The sequence below is a fragment of the Actinotalea sp. JY-7885 genome (assembly GCF_014525465.1).
GTDB lineage: Bacteria > Actinomycetota > Actinomycetes > Actinomycetales > Cellulomonadaceae > Actinotalea.
In genome coordinates this window covers 1-17100 of the sequence record NZ_JACEXH010000064.1, presented here as the reverse complement: position 1 = coordinate 17100, position 17100 = coordinate 1, and the positions used below count along the sequence as shown (strand labels likewise).

Below are 17100 nucleotides of genomic sequence, written 5' to 3'. Positions count from 1 at the left end.
CGCCGACGGCGGACACGACGCGGGCGGCCGCGCGGCCGGGCAGGCGCGCCGCCGCGCGCGAGAGCGCCCCGAGGGCGCGCGTGTTCAGGCCGAGCGTCACGAGCAGGTAGAGCACGAGGTTCGAGACGATGAGCAGCGTGTAGAACCGCGGCGTCACGGGGCGCACCGCCACCGAGTGCTGGTCGATGTCCAGCACGGCCGTGAGCCGGGCGTTGGCGCTGTCCGGCCCCGGGACCGGCACGACCGGGGCGCCGACCAGGGCCCCGGCGGGGGCGTCGTCCGTGATGCCGAGCGCCGCGAGCACCGTCGGGGTGAGGTCCGTCGCCTGGATCATCCCGGGCTGCCGCGTGGAGCGGGAGCCCAGCAGGGAGTCGCCGTAGGTCTGCCCGCCCGGCGCCGGCCCGATCGCGGCGGCCAGCTGCATGCGGGCGCGCGTGCCGGAGTCCGCGAGGGAGACCAGGAGCACCGTGACGTCGCGGTCGCTCGCGCGGATGCCGGCCAGCACCGCGCCGACCCGCTCGTCCACGGGCCGGACCTGCTCGGGCCGGGTGGGCTCGGTGATGACGTCCGGGCCGTCGGGCTCCTCGCCGGTGGGCGCCGGCTCGTCCGCGCCCTCGCCGTCCCCCGCGCCGGTCTCGTCGTCCGTGCCCGCCGTCGGCTGGGCCAGCGGCTCGGCGCGGGGCGCGGTCGCGCGGCCCGTGTCACGGACCGCGCCGACGTCGACGACCACGAGGTCGGCGATGCCCAGCGCCGTGCGCACGTCGGTGCGCAGCTGCGCCGGGTCGGACGGGCGCGGCGTGTACGGCACGCTCAGCGTGCCGTCACCGTCCGCGAGCGCGATCGCGGCGCCCGGTCCGATCGCCGCCGCGGGCGTGCCGGCGGCGGCCAGCGTGTCGCCGAGCAGGCCCAGGCGGGGGTCGTAGTCCTCGAGCTCGGCCGACTCGACGTAGTCGGCCCAGCCGCGCACCTGGCCCTCGGGCGAGGGGTTGACCAGGGTGCGGCACTCGCCGTACGCGGTCCCGGGCAGGTCCGCGGCACGTGCTCCCGCCGAGAGGGCGAGCCACCCGTCGGCGGGGCACGCCGAGGACCTGACGCTGCGGGCCGCGAGGGTCCCGATCGAGGCGGTGCGGGACACGTCCCACAGGGCCGGCGTCGACAGCGTGTGGACGTCGTCCCAGCGCAGGCCGGCCGTGCCGATCACGACCACGGCGTGGCCGCGGCCGGCGTCGGCCGCCGCGTCGTCGCTCGCCGCCCGGTCGGGCGCCGCGACGGCCGTCGGTGCCCCGGTGAGGCCCAGGACGAGCGTCAGCGCCGCCCCGACGGCGGCCAGGACGGCGCGGGCACGGGTAGGACGCAGCACGCGGTCAGCCTACGGGCGCACTACGCTGCCGCCGATGAGCACGCACGGCACGGCCCAGCCGCTCCCGCCCCTGCGCTACGCCTACCTCGGCCCGGCGGGCACGTTCACCGAGTCCGCGCTGCGCCAGGTCGCGGCGCCGCAGGACGCGGTCTACCTCCCGCAGGTCGACGTCGTCTCGGCGATCGAGGCCGTGCGCGCGGGGGACGCGGACCGCGCCGTCGTCGCGATCGAGAGCTCCGTCGAGGGCGGCGTCAACGCGGTCCTGGACACCCTCGCGACCGGTGAGCCGCTGGTGATCCTGCGCGAGATGCTCGTGCCCGTCGGCTTCGTGCTCGCCGCGCGCGCCGCCACGCCGCTCTCCGCGATCCGCCGCATCTCCGCGCACCCGCACGCGTGGGCCCAGTGCCGAAAGTGGCTCGCGGCGAACCTGCCCGGCGTCGTGCACGTGCCCGCGACGTCGAACACCGCGCCGGCGGCCCTCCTGGCCGAGCCGGGCGAGGCGCTCGGGTTCGACGCGGCGCTCGTGCCGCCGCCCGCCGTCGGGCACTACGGGCTCGTCCCGCTCGCCGAGGCCGTGGCCGACAACCCGCACGCGGTCACGCGCTTCGTCCTGGTGGGCCGGCCCGGTGCCGTGCCGCCGCGCACGGGCGCCGACAAGACCACGCTCGTGGTGCACCTGCCGAGCAACCGGGCGGGTGCGCTGCTGGAGATGCTCGAGCAGCTCGCGACGCGTGGCGTGAACCTCTCGCGGATCGAGTCGCGGCCCATCGGGGACGCGCTCGGCCGGTACTCCTTCTCGATGGACGCCGAGGGGCACGTCGAGGACGAGCGCATGGCGGAGGCCCTCATGGGCCTGCACCGGGTGTGCCCGCACGTGCGGTTCCTCGGCTCGTACCCGCGCGTGGACGCGCCGCTCGGCGACGTGCGCCCCGGCACGTCCGACGCCGACTTCGCCGCGGCGCGCACCTGGGTGGCCCGCCTGCGCGAGGGCCACACCGACTGACCGGCGGGACGGGGACCGCTGCTCCCGGCAGCCGGGAGTGGAGGTCCCCGATCGTCGACCGGTGCTCAGCCGCCGTCGACCCGGACGACCAGCGCGTGCTTCTCGACCCGCGCGGCGACCTCGAGGACCTCGCCGATCGTGTCGCCGTCGACCTGGACCGGCTGCGGCTCGCGCGAGCGGGCGCGGGCCTGGCGGACGCGGTGGTGGTCGATCTTCCCGATCTTGTTGGGCAGGTCGTTCGACATGCCGAAGCGCTGCAAGGCGACCTCGCCCAGCAGCTGCGTCCAGCCCGCCAGGCCCGCGCGGGTGTCGATCTCGCCGATGTCCATCCAGCCGTCGTCGATCGTGGCGTCGGGCAGCAGCGTGATCCCGCCCGGGAGGCGTCCGACGTTGCCGAAGAGCAGGCTGCGCAGGCGCACCCGCCGCCACGGCCCGTCGTCGTAGGAGAGCTCCAGGCGCATCCGCCCGCCGCGCAGGTGCCGCAGGGCGGAGACGAAGTAGGCCAGCCAGCCGACCTTGGCCTTGAGGTCCTCGTCGGCGTCGCCGACGAGTGCGGCGTCGAACCCGATGCCGGCGATGACGAGGAAGATGTGGTCGCGCGGGAGCGCGCGGGCGCCCCGCGGCTTCTCGTGCGGTGCGACGGCCTCCGGGTCGGCCTCGGCGATGTCGTCGCTCACGCCCGCCTCGTCGTTGACCACGGTGAGCCAGCCGACGTCGATGCTCCGGTCCTCGCCCGTCAGGGCGATGCGCAGGAGGGCGTCGATGTCGTCGAGGGGCATGTCCAGGTTCCGCGCGAGCAGGTTGCCGGTGCCCTGCGGGACGATCGCCATCGAGCAGCCCGTGCCGACGAGGCCCTCCGCCACGGCGCGCACGGTGCCGTCGCCGCCCACGGCCACCACGACCTTGGCGCCCTTCTCGACCGCCTCGCGCGCCTGGCCGATGCCGGGGTCGTCCTCCGTGGTGTCGAACCACATCGGCTCGGGCAGGTAGCGCGCGGCGCACGCCTGGACGGCGGCGTCGCGCAGCTCGGGCACGCCGGGCTTGGTGGGGTTGGCGACGAAGGCGACGAGCGTGTGGGCCGCGTCCGTCTCCTCCGTGGCGGCGGACCCCTCGCTCCCCGGGCCCGCGATCGACGGCTTCATCGCGACGCCGTGCCCGACGAGCGCGCGCCGGTTCTGCAGGGCGACGACCAGCGCGGCGAGCGCGAGGAGCGCGACGGCGACGACGGCGAGCACGAGCCACGCGTCTGCTGTCATGGCTGAACCGTACGGCCGTGGGCCCACCCGCGCTCGGGTGGGGCTTGCCCGCGCCGCTGGGTACCCTCGTCGGGTGATCGACCTGCGCCTCCTGAGGGACAACCCCGACGCCGTCCGCACGAGCCAGAGGCTGCGCGGTGACGACCCGTCCCTGGTCGACACGGTGCTCGAGCTCGACGCCCGACGGCGGTCCGCGCTGACCGACTTCGAGCGGCTGCGCGCCGAGCAGAAGTCGCTCGGCAAGGAGGTCGCGCGGGCCACGGGCGACGCCAAGGCGGAGCTCCTCGCGCGCGCCAAGGGCCTCGCCGAGCAGGTCAAGGCGCTCCAGGCCGACGCCGACGCGGCCGCCGCCGAGCTCGACCGGGTCGTCTCGCGCATCGGCAACGTCGTGCACGACGGCGTCCCGGCGGGCGGCGAGGACGACTACGTCGTCCTCAAGCACGTCGGCACGCCGCGCGACCTCGCGGCCGAGTACGGCGACGACTTCCGGGTGCGCGACCACCTGGAGCTGGGCGAGCTGCTGGGGGCGATCGACACCGAGCGCGGCGCCAAGGTCTCGGGCGCGCGCTTCTACTTCCTCACGGGCATCGGCGCGCGCCTCGAGCTCGCGCTGCTCAACGCCGCGATGGACCGCGCGCTGGCCGCCGGCTTCACCCCGATGATCACGCCCACGCTGGTCAAGCCCGAGGTCATGGCTGGCACGGGGTACCTCGGCGCGCACGCGGACGAGGTGTACCGCCTCGAGGCGGACGACCTCTACCTCGTCGGGACCTCCGAGGTGGCGCTCGCGGGCTACCACGCGGACGAGATCCTCGACCTGTCGGGCGGTCCGCGCCGTTACGCCGGCTGGTCGGCCTGCTACCGGCGCGAGGCCGGGTCGTACGGCAAGGACACGCGCGGCATCATCCGCGTGCACCAGTTCCACAAGGTCGAGATGTTCGCCTACGTCAGCGCCGAGGACTCGCGGGCCGAGCACGAGCGGCTGCTCGCGATGGAGGAGGAGATGCTCGCCCTCGTCGAGCTGCCCTACCGCGTCATCGACACCGCCGCCGGCGACCTGGGTTCGAGCGCCGCGCGCAAGTTCGACTGCGAGGCCTGGCTGCCGAGCCAGCAGCGCTGGCTCGAGCTCACCTCGACGTCGGACTGCACCACGTTCCAGGCGCGGCGACTCGGCGTGCGCGAGCGCACGGCCGAGGGCGACACGCGCCCGGTCGCGACGCTCAACGGGACGCTCGGCACCACGCGCTGGATCGTCGCGCTGCTCGAGAACCACCAGCAGCCCGACGGCTCGGTGCGCGTGCCGCAGGGGCTGCGGCCCTACCTCGGCGGGCTCGAGGTCCTGCACCCCACCGGCGCGGTCGGGGCATGACGCGTCCGGACCTCGACGGGCAGGCCCGGCTCGTCGCGCTCGACCTCGACGGCACGCTGCTGACCTACGCGGGCGAGCTGCGGCCGGCGGTGCGCGACGCCGTCGTCGCCGTGCGCGAGGCGGGCCACCACGTCGTGCTCGCGACCGGTCGCTCGCTCCACGCGACGACGCCCGTCGCGGCCGAGCTGGGCCTGGAGCACGGCTGGATCGTGTGCTCGAACGGCTCGGTGACGGCGCGGCTCGACCCCGACGCGCCCGACGGCGTCGAGCTCGACGAGGTCGTCACCTTCGACCCCGGCCCGGTGCTGCGGCTCATGGCCGCCGAGTTCCCGGACGCCTACTTCGCGGTCGAGGAGGTGGGCACGGGGTTCCGCATGAACAAGCTGTTCCCCGAGGGGGAGCTGTCCGGGCAGCACGACGTCGTGCACCTCGACGAGCTGACCTCGCGGCACGTGACGCGCCTGATCGTGCGCAGCCCGGGCCACACCAGCCAGGAGTTCCACGACCTCGTCGCCCACCTCGGCCTCGCCGACGTGACGTACGCGATCGGCTGGACGGCGTGGATGGACGTCGCACCCCAGGGCGTGACCAAGGCCAGCGCGCTCGAGCGGGTGCGGACCCGGCTCGGCGTCGGCCCGGACCGCACCCTCGCGCTCGGCGACGGCAGCAACGACGTCGACATGCTGCGCTGGGCGGCGCACGGGGTCGCCATGGGCCACGCCGAGATCCCGGTGCAGGAGGCCGCCGACGCGGTCACGGGCACGGTCGAGGACGAGGGCGCCGTGCCGGTCCTGAGGTCGCTGCTCGTCTGAGCGCGCGTGCCGGCCGCGTGAGCCGCGGGCCGGACGGCGGACCCACGCGGTGGACCCCCGCACCGGCCAGGGAGCAGAATCCGGCCATGGCGGCAGGCATCGACGACGTGGCCCGCGCCGCCGGCGTCTCGACGGCGACGGTGTCCAGGGCGCTGCGCAACCTGCCCAACGTCACGCAGGCGACGCGCGAGCGGGTCCGCGACGCGGCCACGCAGCTGGGGTACGTCGCGTCGCCGTCGGCCGCGACCCTCGCGTCCGGCCGCACCCGGGCGATCGGCCTGATCTCGCCGTACGTCAACCGCTGGTTCTTCTCCAACGTCATCGAGGGCGCCGAGCGGACGCTGCGCGGCCACGGCTTCGACGTGCTGCTCTACACGTTCGACGGGCGCCGGCGCACGGGCCGCCCGCGCGTCGACCCGGGCGTGCTGCAGCGCCGGGTCGACGGCGTCCTCGTCGTCGGACTGCCGCTCGACGAGGACGAGGTCGCCGGCCTCCTGGCACTCGGGCACCCCCTGGTGTGCATCGGGTGGGGAGCGGACGGCCAGGTGACCGTGCGGCTGGACGACCGCGCGACGGCCCGCGCGGCGACGCTCCACCTCGCGTGCCTGGGCCACCGCCGCATCGCCCACCTGACCGGGGCGGTCGACGACGCCGCGCCGGGCTCCGCGCCCGTGGAGCGCGCCGCCGGCTGGCGCGACGGCCTGCGGGAGGCCGGCCTGCCGCTCGACCCGGCGCTCGAGGCGCACGGCGGGTTCGACGTCGAGGGCGGCCGCGCGTCGATGCGCGCGCTGCTCGAGCGTGCGCCGGACGTCACGGCGGTGTTCGCCGCGTCCGACGAGATCGCGATGGGCGCCTTCATGGCCCTGCGCGACGCCGGGCTCGACGTGCCGGGGGACGTCTCGGTGATCGGCATCGACGGGCACGACCTCGGTGAGCTCGTGGGCCTGACGACGATGGCGCAGCCCGCGAGCGAGCAGGGCGCCGTCGCGGCGCGCCTGGTGCTCGACATGATCGCCGGTGTCCCGGCCCCGCGGGAGACGGTCGTGCCGACCGAGCTCGTGCTGCGCCGGTCCACCGGGCCGGTGCCCGCCGCGCGGCGAGGCCGCTGACGCCTACGCGCGCCCGATTCGTGCCGCCTCGTCCCGTGCACAGGCGTGGACGGCCCCTGGACCGGTCCCATCGGGCCATGTTGCCGAATCGTTACCCCCTTGTGGCACGGCCGAGGCCCTACGGGGTTGCCGGGCCGCGGTGCAAGCGCTTGCATGGCCGGTGGTGCCCAGCGCAGCGCAGCCCCACTGTCGCTGCTGGGCCGCACGGGGGACGCCAGTCCCACGACGACGTGGAGGAATCGCTGATGATCAGCACCAGGAAGAGCCGCAACTTCGCGGCCGCCACGGCCGGGGTCTTCACCCTGGCCATCACGCTGGCCGCGTGTACGCCACCCCCCTCCGACGAGGGCGACGGCGGCGACGGTGACGGCGGCGGCGGAGAGGTCGCCGAGGGCTGCGAGGACTACGAGCAGTTCATCGAGATGGGCGACCTGGACGGCACCACCGTCGAGGTCTACACGACCATCACGGGCGACGAGGCGACCGCGCAGGAGGCCTCGTACGAGAAGTACGAGGAGTGCACCGGCTCGACCATCGAGTACGAGGCGTCCGACGAGTTCGAGGCCCAGATCGCGGTCCGGATGCAGTCCGGCGCGGCTCCCGACATCGCCTACATCCCCCAGCCGGGCCTGCTGCAGCGCCTGGTGACGGACTTCCCCGGCGTCATCAAGCCGGCCTCCGAGGAGGTCACGGCGATGGTCGACGAGTTCTTCACGGACGAGTGGAAGGAGTACGGCACGGTCGACGGGACCCTCTACGGCTCCCCGCTCGGCGCCAACGCCAAGTCCTTCGTCTGGTACTCCCCGAGCATGTTCGAGGAGGCCGGCTACGAGATCCCCACGACGTGGGACGACATGATCGCGCTGTCCGACCAGATCGTCGCCGACGGCGGCACGCCGTGGTGCGCGGGCATCGCGTCCGGTGACGCCACCGGCTGGCCGGCCACCGACTTCCTCGAGGACGTCGTGCTCCGCACGGCCGGCCCCGACGTCTACGACCAGTGGATCGCGCACGAGATCCCGTTCAACGACCCGCAGATCGTCGAGGCCCTCGACGCGGCCGGTGAGATCCTCAAGAACCCGGAGTACGTCAACGGCGGCCTCGGCGACGTGTCGAGCATCGCGACGACGGACTGGGACGCCGGCGGCTTCCCGATCCTCGACGGCGAGTGCTACATGCACCGCGCGGCGAACTTCTACGGGGTCAACTGGCAGCAGGTCCGTGAGGACGTCGAGATCGCCGAGGACGGCGACGTCTTCGCGTTCTACCTGCCGAGCCAGAGCGAGACCGAGAAGCCGCTGCTCATGGCCGGCGAGTTCACGGTCGCGTTCGACGACCGCCCCGAGGTCAACGCGTTCCACGCCTTCGTCGCCAGCGACGTGTGGGCCAACGCCAAGGCCGAGGTCTCCAACGCCGGCTGGGTGTCCGCGAACAGCGGCCTCGACGCGTCGAAGCTCCAGTCGCCGATCGACCAGCTCTCGAACGAGCTGCTCGCCTCGGACGAGTACACCGTCCGGTTCGACGCCTCCGACCTGATGCCCGGCCCGGTGGGCTCGGGGTCCTTCTGGACGGAGATGGTCAACTGGATCGCGAACGACAAGTCGTCCGTCGACGTCCTGACCTCCATCGAGGAGTCGTGGCCGACCGACTGATCGGCTGACGGCACCACACCGGGAGCAGGGACCCACCACCAGGTAGGTCCCTGCTTCCGGGTGCGGGGTCCCCGGCTCTTGCCCCCGCGCCCGCGGAGGAGGACGGTCGGGGCACGCGTCATGACGGCTGGGTCGAGCGCGCTGCTGCGCCGGCCGTGAACTGCGGAGGTAGCGGGTGGAGAACGTCAAGCTCTGGTGGGACTACATCTGGGGGATCGTCAGCGACTTCCTCCTCAACGCCGAGACACCGGGGCACAAGCTCGCCCTGATGGTGATCGCGATCGCGCTGTTCGTCGTCGTGATGGGCGCCATCCTGCTCGCGGTCGACAAGCCCAAGCGGGTGCCGAACTGGCTGGTCACGGCCGCGTTCGTCGGGCCCGCCCTGGTGTTCCTCGGTTTCGGCCTGGTCTACCCCGCGCTGCGGACGGTCTACCAGTCCCTGTTCAACCGCAACGGCCAGACGTTCATCGGCGTCGAGAACTACCTCACGGCGTTCACCGAGCCCGCCTTCCAGGTCGTCCTGCGCAACACCGCGATCTGGGTGCTGCTCGTGCCGATCCTGGCGACGTTCATCGGGCTCGTGTACGCCGTGGTCGTCGACCGGACGCGGTTCGAGAAGCTCGCGAAGGCGCTGGTCTTCCTGCCCATGGCGATCTCGCTGGTCGGCGCGTCGATCATCTGGCGCTTCATGTACGAGCACCGCGACCCGGGTGCACAGGGCCAGCGTGAGCAGACCGGCCTGCTCAACCAGCTCCTCGTCATGCTCGGGCTGGAGCCCCAGCAGTTCCTGCTCCAGCAGCCCTGGAACAACCTCTTCCTCATCGCGGTGCTGATCTGGATCCAGGCGGGCTTCGCGATGACGATCCTCTCGGCCGCGATCCGCGCGATCCCGGACGACATCGTCGAGGCCGCCCGGCTCGACGGCCTCAAGGGCCTGCAGATGTTCCGCTACATCACGGTGCCCAGCATCCGGCCCGCGCTCGTCGTGGTCGTCACGACCATCGCCATGACGACGCTGAAGGTGTTCGACATCGTGCGGACGATGACGGGCGGCCAGTTCGGCACGTCCGTCGTGGCCAACGAGTTCTACCAGCAGAGCTTCGTGCAGGGCGACGGCGGGATGGGGGCCGCCCTCGCGGTGATCCTCTTCCTCATCGTCATCCCGGTGGTCATCTACAACGTCCGCCAGCTGCGCCTCTCGGAGGAGATCCGATGACCACCAACCCCGCACCCCTGCAGGCGTTCGGCCACCAGGAGCCGGGCGAGTCCGTCGGCGGCGCGCCTCCCGGACGCGAGGACAAGCCGGGCCGCTTCGCGCGGGTCGACGAGCGCGCCCGCAAGGCCAAGAAGCGCCTGGCGAACCCCTGGGCGTCGGGCATCGCGCTGCTCATCGCGATCATGTGGACCGTGCCGACGTTCGGCCTGCTGACGACGTCGTTCCGTCCCGTCCAGGACATCCGCGCCAACGGGTGGTGGAACTTCTGGGACCCCCGCGAGATCGCGGAGAACGGGCTGCCGGACGTCACGCTCGACAACTACACCGACGTGCTGTTCGGCAGCGACGTCAGCCTCGGGCAGTACCTCATCAACTCGGTCGTCGTGACGCTGCCCGCGGTGCTCATCCCGATCAGCATCGCGCTGCTCGCCGCCTACGCCTTCGCCTGGATCGACTTCAAGGGCCGCAACATCCTGTTCGTCGGGGTGTTCGCGCTCCAGGTCGTGCCCATCCAGGTCACGATGATCCCGCTGCTGACGCAGTACGTGAACTGGGACATCGCCGGCACGTTCTGGCCGGTGTGGCTCTCGCACTCGATCTTCGCGCTGCCGCTGGCCATCTTCCTGCTGCACAACTTCATGAAGGACATCCCGCCGTCCCTCGTCGAGGCGGCCCGGGTCGACGGCGCCGGGCACGTGCAGATCTTCTTCCAGGTGCTCATGCCGCTGCTCATCCCGGCGATCGCGGCGTTCGGCATCTTCCAGTTCCTGTGGGTGTGGAACGACCTGCTGGTCTCGCTCGTGTTCGGCTCGCAGTCCCAGGTCGCGCCGCTCACGGTGCGCCTCGCGGGCCTCGCGGGCAGCCGCGGGGAGACCTGGCACCTGCTGTCGTCGGGTGCGTTCGTCGCCATGCTCGTGCCGCTCATCGTGTTCCTCTCGCTGCAGCGCTACTTCGTCCGCGGCCTGCTGGCCGGCTCGGTCAAGGGCTGACCGCTCGCACCCGCGCACGACCGACCGACCCGGTGGGTCCGGCACCTCGCCGGACCCGCCGGGTCGGCGTCGTCCCGGGGTCGTAGGGTGACGCGGTGAGGTCGGGCGCCGGTGCCGTGGTCGCGCGGGTGCCGGCACCCGCGCTGTTCGTCGTCTCGGGCCTGGCCCAGTACGGCGGGGCCGCCGTCGCGATCGGACTCTTCGACCGCATCCCCGCCGCCGGGGTCGCGTGGCTCCGACTGGTCGTGGCCGCGCTCGTGCTGCTGGCCTGGCGGCGCCCGTGGCGCACCCCGTGGACGCGCCGCTCGCTCGGCGCCGCCGTCGCCTTCGGGGTGGTCCTGGCGACCATGAACGTCACGTTCTACCTGGCGATCGAGCACCTGCCGCTCGGCACCGCCGTGGCGATCGAGTTCATCGGTCCGGTCGCCGTCGCGGCGCTGACCGGCTCGGGCTGGCGCGACCGGCTCGCGATCGGGCTCGCCGCCGTCGGCGTCGTCCTCCTGGCGGGCGTGACGCTGAGCACGGGCGAGGGCGAGGTCGTGCTCGGGCTGGCGCTGATCCTCGCCGCCGCGGCCTGCTGGGCGGGCTACGTCGTGCTGGGGCGCCGCGTCGCCGTCGGGCACGACGGCGTCACCTCGCTGGCCGTCGCGATGGCCGCGGGCGCGCTGGTCTGGGCGCCGGTCCTCGCCGGCCGCGGGGCACCGGTGCTGACCTCGCCCGCGCTCGTCCTGGCGGTCGTCGCCGTCGCCGTGCTGTCCTCCGTGGTGCCCTACGCGCTCGAGCAGACGGTCCTGCGGCGTGTGAGCTCGGCGACGTTCGCGGTGCTCCTCGCCCTGCTGCCCGCGACCGCGGCCGTCGTGGGCGCCGTGGCGTTGCGGCAGTGGCCGCACCCCGTCGACGTCGTCGGGCTCGTGCTCGTCTCCGCGGCCATCGCGCTGACGTCGCGCCGCCGCACGCCTCCGGACGGTGCGTGAGCGCGTAGCGTCCCGCGGCGCCGTCACCGCCGCCGCTACAGGTACTGCCCGGGGGCGCGGCGCTCGTCGCCGCCGGCCATGCTGGGACCGGGCGGGGCGCCGGGCGCCTGGAGCTGCGCGGCCACGCCCGGCGGCAGCCCGCGGCGCATCTGCGCGAGCTGGGCCTGGGTGGACATCTGCTGGGCGATGAGCGCGGTCTGCAGGCCGTGGAAGAGGCCCTCGAGCCACCCGACCAGCTGCGCCTGCGCGACGCGCAGCTCGCCCTCGGTGGGGTTGTCGTCCTCGAACGGCAGCGAGATCCGCCGCAGCTCGTCGACCAGGTCGGGGGACAGGCCGTCCTCGAGCTCGTGCAGGGACCGTTCGTGCACCTCCGCGAGCCGCCCGCGTGCCGCCTCGTCGAGGGGTGAGCTCCGCACCTCCTCGAGCAGCTGCTTGACCATCGTGCCGATCCGCATGACCTTCGCGGGCTGGCCGATGTAGGTGGCGTCGGGCGCCTCCTCCTCGGGGCCGGCGGTGCTGGTGGCGTCGGTGTCGTCCGGCTGGGCCGTGTCCATCCGTCCATCATCCCCCTGGACGCCCCGATGCGCCCGGTACGGTGACCGCAGCCGCCCGCCCCGACCTGGGAGTACCGCATGGCCTGGTTGTCCGCGCCCGCTCACCACCGCTGGCTCGAGGGCGAGACCGACCGCCTGCTGGACTTCGGTCGCGCGTCCCGGGTGGCCGAGGGCGGGTTCGGCCGGCTCGACGAGCGGGGCCGGCTCGAGCCGGGGCTCCCCACCGAGCTGTGGGTCACGTGCCGGATGACGTACGTCTACGCCCTCGGCGCGCTGCTGGGCCGTCCCGGGTGCGCGCCGCTCGTCGACCACGGCCTCGCGGCGCTCGCCGGCCGCTTCCGCGACGCGGAGCACGGCGGCTGGTTCGCCGCGGTCGGTCCCGACGGGCCGCACGACGACGCCGCGACCGCGAAGGACGCCTACCCCCACGCCTTCGTGGTCCTCGCGACCGCCAGCGCGGCCGCCGCCGGCCGCCCCGGGGCGCGCGAGCTGCTCGACGAGGCCCTCGCGGTGCAGCTGCGCCACTTCTGGGACGACGAGGCGGGCATGGTCGTCGAGTCCTGGGACCGGGCGTTCACCACCACCGAGGCGTACCGCGGCGTCAACGCGAACATGCACACCGTCGAGGCCTACCTCGCGGCGGCCGACGTCACGGGCGACGTCGCGTGGCTCGAGCGCGCGGCCAGGATCGTGGAGCGCGTGGTCCACGGCCTGGCCCGGGGCAACGGGTGGCGCCTGCCGGAGCACTTCGACGCCGACTGGCAGCCCCTGCTCGACTACAACCGCGACGTCCCGGCGCACCCCTTCCGCCCCTACGGCGCGACCGTCGGCCACTGGCTCGAGTGGGCCCGCCTGACGCTGCACGTACGGGCCGCCCTCGAGGCCGCCGGGCGCCCGGTCGAGCCGTGGCTGCTCGACGACGCCGTCGCGCTCTTCGAGGCGGCCGTCGCGCAGGGCTGGGACGTGGACGGCGCGCCGGGCTTCGTCTACACCGTCGACTGGTCGGGGGAGCCGGTGGTCCGGATGCGGATGCACTGGGTGCTGTGCGAGGCGCTCGGCGCGGCCGCCGCCCTCCACGCCGTCACCGGCGACGAGCGCTTCGAGGCCTGGTACGCGACGTGGTGGGACTACGCCGACACCCACCTCCTGGACCGCGAGGGCGGCTCGTGGTGGCACGAGCTCGACGAGGAGAACCGCGTCTCGCGGACGGTCTGGGGCGGCAAGGCCGACCTGTACCACGCGGTGCAGGCGACGCTGCTGCCGCGCCTGCCGCTCACCCCCGTGCTGGCGCCGGCGCTCGCGCGCGGCCTCCTGGCCTGAGGGCCGCGGCGCCGCCCGCCGGCGGCGTCACGGGACGAGCAGCAGCTTGCCGAAGACCCCGCCCGCCGCCAGCTCGGCGTGGGCGTCGCCCGCCCGCTCGAGCGGCACCGTGGCGTGCACCACCGGGCGGATGCGGCCGTCGGCGACCAGCGGCCACAGGTGCTCGCGCACGCCCGCGACGATCGCCGCCTTCTCGCTCGCGGGGCGTGAGCGCAGGGTCGTGCCGAGCACGGTGGCACGCCGGGTCAGGAGGAGCCCGAGGTCGAGCTCCGCCCGGCGCCCCTTCTGCATCCCGATCACGGCCAGCCGCCCGCCGGTCGCGAGCACCTCGAGGTTGCGCGCCAGGTAGGCGGCGCCCACGACGTCGAGCACGACGTCGGCGCCGTGCCCCGCGGTGACCTCCCGCGTGCGCGCGACGAAGTCCTCCCCGCGGTGGTCGATCGCCGCGACGGCGCCGAGCTCGAGGCACCGCTGCGCGCGCTCGGGACCACCCGCCGTCGTGACCACGCGTGCGCCGAGCGCCGCCGCGACCTGGAGCGCGATCGTGCCGATGCCGCCCGACCCGCCGTGGACCAGCACCCACTCGCCGGGCGACAGGCGAGCCGCCTCGAACGTCGACCACACCGTGCACAGGGCCTCGGGGAGGGCCGCCGCGGCCACGAGGTCCACGCCGTCGGGCACGGGCAGCAGCTGGGCCGCGGGCACGACGACGCGGTCCGCGTAGCCGCCCCCGGCGAGGAGCCCGACGACCGCGTCGCCGGGCGACCAGCCCGAGCCGGCGTCGGCCGCCAGGACGGTGCCCGAGATCTCCAGACCCGGCCAGTCCGGTGCGCCGGGGGGCGGGGGGTAGTGACCCGCACGCTGGAGCAGGTCCGCGTTGTTCACGCCCGCGGCCGTGACCTGCACGAGGACCTCACCGGGCGCGCGTTCGGGGTCGGGTCCGGTCGTGGGGAGGAGCACCTCGGGGCCGCCGGGGGTGACGATGCGCACGAATCTCATGGGCGAAGTCTCCCAGTCGGGTGAAAAACACCCGCTACGGTGTGGCGCGGACCACACTGCCTCCCCCTGGTCCTAATGCCGGGCCCTCACCTGGCCGATGTGTCGTGGACGGCAGGAACCATCCCGGTCCCTCGTCGTCATCCAGCACTCTGTGCACCGGTGCGCACCGCTGCACTGTGAAGGAGACACCATGCTTCGCAGGTTGGGCATCCGCGGGAAGGTCCTCGCGGCCCTCTCCGTGCCTGTGCTCGTGATCCTCGCCCTCGCGGGCCAGGTGTCCTTGCAGACGGTCGAGACGGCACGGACCGCGCAGACCGTGACGACTCTGCTCCGTGCCCTCCAGGAGTCGCGCGAGCTCGCGGTCGCGCTCCAGGACGAGCGTGCCGCCGCGCTGCCCTTCGTGGACCCGGTCACGGCGAGCCCGGACCGCGCCCCGGTGGACGGGACGCGCGAGGCGACGGCCGAGCAGGTCGCGGTCCTCGACGCGGCGATCGCCGACGTGGACCTCGGCACGCTCGACCCGGCCGTCACGGCCGCGGTGCGGGACCTGCGCTCGACGCTCGAGGGCCTGGAGAGCGCCCGCACCCGTGTCGACGCCAGCAACGTCCCCATGAGCTCGGTCGTGACGAACTACACGCGCCTCATCGAGGACACGATCGCCTTCTCCGCGAACGTCGCCGACGCCCTCGACGACCGCCGCCTGGCCGCCATCGTCTCCGCGCAGGCCGACCTCGCGTCGCTGACCGAGGACTACCGCGAGGAGCAGGCGCGCGGTGCGCAGGTGCTCGCCGGCTCGCGAGCGACCACGGAGGTCCTCCAGCTCGCCACGCTGTTCCCGGCGTCCAAGGTCCGCCACCAGCAGGCGTCCTCCACGGTGCGTGGGCTGGAGCTCGGCGACGACGTCGTCGTGCCGCCGCTGGGTGCCTCCTTCAACGGGTTCCAGTCGTACGACTCCTACCGGACCCTGATCGCCACGGGTGAGGGCCAGAACTTCGACTTCATCGAGCCCGTGGACTGGGTCGAGGCGGCCGACGCCGAGATCGAGGCCTTCGGGCCGCTCGAGAACGAGCTGCGCCTGGCCGCCCAGAACCGCGCCGCGAACGTCTCCGGAGCCGCCGCCCGCACGGCCATCGTCACGACGCTCGTCGCCCTCGCGGCGCTGGTCGCCTCCGTCGCCATCGCCCTGGTGATCGCCCGCCAGATCACCGTGCCGCTGCGCCGCCTGACGGAGGCGGCCGCGAACGTGCGCGACGAGCTGCCGCGCCTCGTGGACCAGGTGGCCGTCCCGGGCCAGGTGCCCGACCTCATGCTCACGCAGATCCCCGTGACCAGCCGCGACGAGGTCGGCCAGCTGGCCGCCGCGTTCAACGAGGTCAACGCGACCACGATCCAGGTCGCGAAGGAGCAGGCCGCGCTGCGTGGCTCGATCGCCGAGATGTTCGTCAACGTCGCCCGCCGCGACCAGGTGCTCCTCAACCGCCAGCTGTCCTTCATCGACGCGCTCGAGCGCTCGGAGGAGGACCCCAAGACGCTCGCGGACCTCTTCCGGCTCGACCACCTCGCGACCCGGATGCGCCGCAACGCCGAGTCGCTCCTCGTGCTCGCGGGCATCGACACCGGCCGGCGTCTGCGCGAAGCGCTGCCGCTGTCCGACGTCATCCGCACCGCCTCGTCCGAGATCGAGCACTACGAGCGTGTGCAGCTCGACCTGCCGGTCGACCCGATGATGCTCGGTCACACGGCCCTGCCGGCCGCCCACCTCATGGCCGAGCTGCTCGAGAACGCCACGGTGTTCTCCGAGCCGGGCACCCCCGTGCACGTCTCGACGGGCATCGACGAGGAGAGCGTGCTCATCACGATCCTCGACCAGGGCCTGGGCATGACGCCGGAGGAGCTCGCCGACGCGAACGAGAAGATCCGCACGACGTCGGCCGGTGACGTGCTCGGCTCGCAGCGCCTGGGCATGTTCGTCGTCGGACGCATCGCGGCGCGCCTCGGCGCGTCGGTCGCCCTGACGATGGGGCCCGACGGCCGCGGCACGCTCGCGACCATCCGCATGCCGCGCGTCCTGTTCCTCGACCCGGCCGCCATCCCGCTCACCGCGCCCGGGCGTCCGGCGCAGGCCGCGGCGAAGCCGGAGGCGTTCGTGCGGCCGGAGGTGGCCGCCGAGGTCGTCCACGACACCGCGTACGCCCCCGCGCCCACCCACGTCCAGGACGTCGCGCCCGGTGCCTACGGCTCCGCCGAGAACCCCGCCGAGGAGGTCGACCTCGACGCCCTCACCGACGGCACGACCGGCGGCGGGCTCCCGCGCCGGCGCTCCCGCGGCGCCGACGCCGAGGCCCCGGCGCCCAGCACGAGCCACCGCGAGGCCGACGACGCGGCTGCCGCTCCCTCCATCCCGCTCGCTCCCCGGGCCGACGCGCTGGCCGGCGCCGCCCCCCTGCACGACGAGGTCTGGACGCCGCCCGTCATAGAGCCGGCCGC

13 protein-coding genes and 1 pseudogene are annotated in these 17100 nt (G+C 74.1%); 10 read left to right on the top strand and 4 right to left on the bottom strand.

Annotated elements, in window-relative coordinates:
• Nucleotides 1-1360, bottom strand: a pseudogene (locus IDM29_RS07955) (hypothetical protein); the annotation flags it as partial.
• Nucleotides 1361-1394: 34 nt separating this feature from the next.
• On the opposite strand from IDM29_RS07955, the gene pheA reads away from it, so the two are divergent.
• On the top strand, nt 1395-2363 hold the full coding sequence (gene pheA, locus IDM29_RS07950; RefSeq protein WP_182112747.1) for a prephenate dehydratase: 969 nt from the start codon (nt 1395-1397) through the stop codon (nt 2361-2363).
• 65 nt (nt 2364-2428) lie between these two features.
• Here pheA and IDM29_RS07945 read toward each other — a convergent pair whose 3' ends face one another.
• Nucleotides 2429-3619: a diacylglycerol kinase family protein gene (locus IDM29_RS07945; RefSeq protein ID WP_188037383.1), complete on the bottom strand. Its 1191-nt coding sequence runs from the start codon at nt 3617-3619 to the stop codon at nt 2429-2431.
• Nucleotides 3620-3692: 73 nt separating this feature from the next.
• On the opposite strand from IDM29_RS07945, the gene serS reads away from it, so the two are divergent.
• The 7 genes from serS to IDM29_RS07910 all read left to right on the top strand — a co-directional run bounded on the left by serS (nt 3693) and on the right by IDM29_RS07910 (nt 11740).
• Nucleotides 3693-4988 carry a serine--tRNA ligase gene (serS, locus tag IDM29_RS07940; RefSeq protein WP_188037382.1) on the top strand — a complete coding sequence of 432 codons (1296 nt, stop codon included), beginning with the start codon at nt 3693-3695 and terminating at the stop codon, nt 4986-4988.
• Nucleotides 4985-5800 (top strand): HAD family hydrolase, encoded by an 816-nt coding sequence (locus tag IDM29_RS07935; protein WP_182112750.1) that lies wholly within the window; start codon nt 4985-4987, stop codon nt 5798-5800. Before serS ends, IDM29_RS07935 begins: the two co-directional genes overlap by 4 nt.
• 86 nt (nt 5801-5886) lie before the next feature.
• Nucleotides 5887-6909, top strand: coding sequence for a LacI family DNA-binding transcriptional regulator (locus IDM29_RS07930; protein ID WP_188037381.1), 1023 nt, complete (start codon nt 5887-5889; stop codon nt 6907-6909).
• A gap of 245 nt (nt 6910-7154) precedes the next feature.
• Entirely contained in the window at nt 7155-8561 is a 1407-nt protein-coding gene (locus IDM29_RS07925) for an ABC transporter substrate-binding protein (protein ID WP_182112752.1), read from the top strand.
• A gap of 268 nt (nt 8562-8829) precedes the next feature.
• Nucleotides 8830-9777: a carbohydrate ABC transporter permease gene (locus IDM29_RS07920; RefSeq protein WP_182113975.1), complete on the top strand. Its 948-nt coding sequence runs from the start codon at nt 8830-8832 to the stop codon at nt 9775-9777.
• Complete coding sequence (locus tag IDM29_RS07915) at nt 9774-10766, top strand: carbohydrate ABC transporter permease (protein WP_182112753.1); 993 nt, start codon at nt 9774-9776, stop codon at nt 10764-10766. The genes IDM29_RS07920 and IDM29_RS07915 overlap by 4 nt, the downstream gene beginning before the upstream one ends.
• A gap of 128 nt (nt 10767-10894) precedes the next feature.
• Nucleotides 10895-11740 (top strand): DMT family transporter, encoded by an 846-nt coding sequence (locus IDM29_RS07910; protein ID WP_188037384.1) that lies wholly within the window; start codon nt 10895-10897, stop codon nt 11738-11740.
• 35 nt (nt 11741-11775) lie between these two features.
• Here the strand turns inward: IDM29_RS07910 and IDM29_RS07905 are convergent, their stop codons facing one another.
• A complete protein-coding gene (locus tag IDM29_RS07905) occupies nt 11776-12294 on the bottom strand; it encodes a bacterial proteasome activator family protein (RefSeq protein WP_182112755.1) in 519 nt (172 codons plus the stop codon).
• 78 nt (nt 12295-12372) lie between these two features.
• Here IDM29_RS07905 and IDM29_RS07900 point away from each other — a divergent pair, with 78 nt between their 5' ends.
• Nucleotides 12373-13614 (top strand): AGE family epimerase/isomerase, encoded by a 1242-nt coding sequence (locus IDM29_RS07900; RefSeq protein WP_188037380.1) that lies wholly within the window; start codon nt 12373-12375, stop codon nt 13612-13614.
• A gap of 27 nt (nt 13615-13641) precedes the next feature.
• Here IDM29_RS07900 and IDM29_RS07895 read toward each other — a convergent pair whose 3' ends face one another.
• The gene (locus IDM29_RS07895) at nt 13642-14613 is read right to left on the bottom strand and encodes an NAD(P)H-quinone oxidoreductase (RefSeq protein ID WP_182112757.1); all 972 of its coding nucleotides are present in this window, start codon (nt 14611-14613) and stop codon (nt 13642-13644) included.
• 190 nt (nt 14614-14803) lie between these two features.
• Here IDM29_RS07895 and IDM29_RS07890 point away from each other — a divergent pair.
• The coding region (locus IDM29_RS07890) for a nitrate- and nitrite sensing domain-containing protein (protein ID WP_188037379.1) at nt 14804-17100 on the top strand (2297 nt) is incomplete at its 3' end.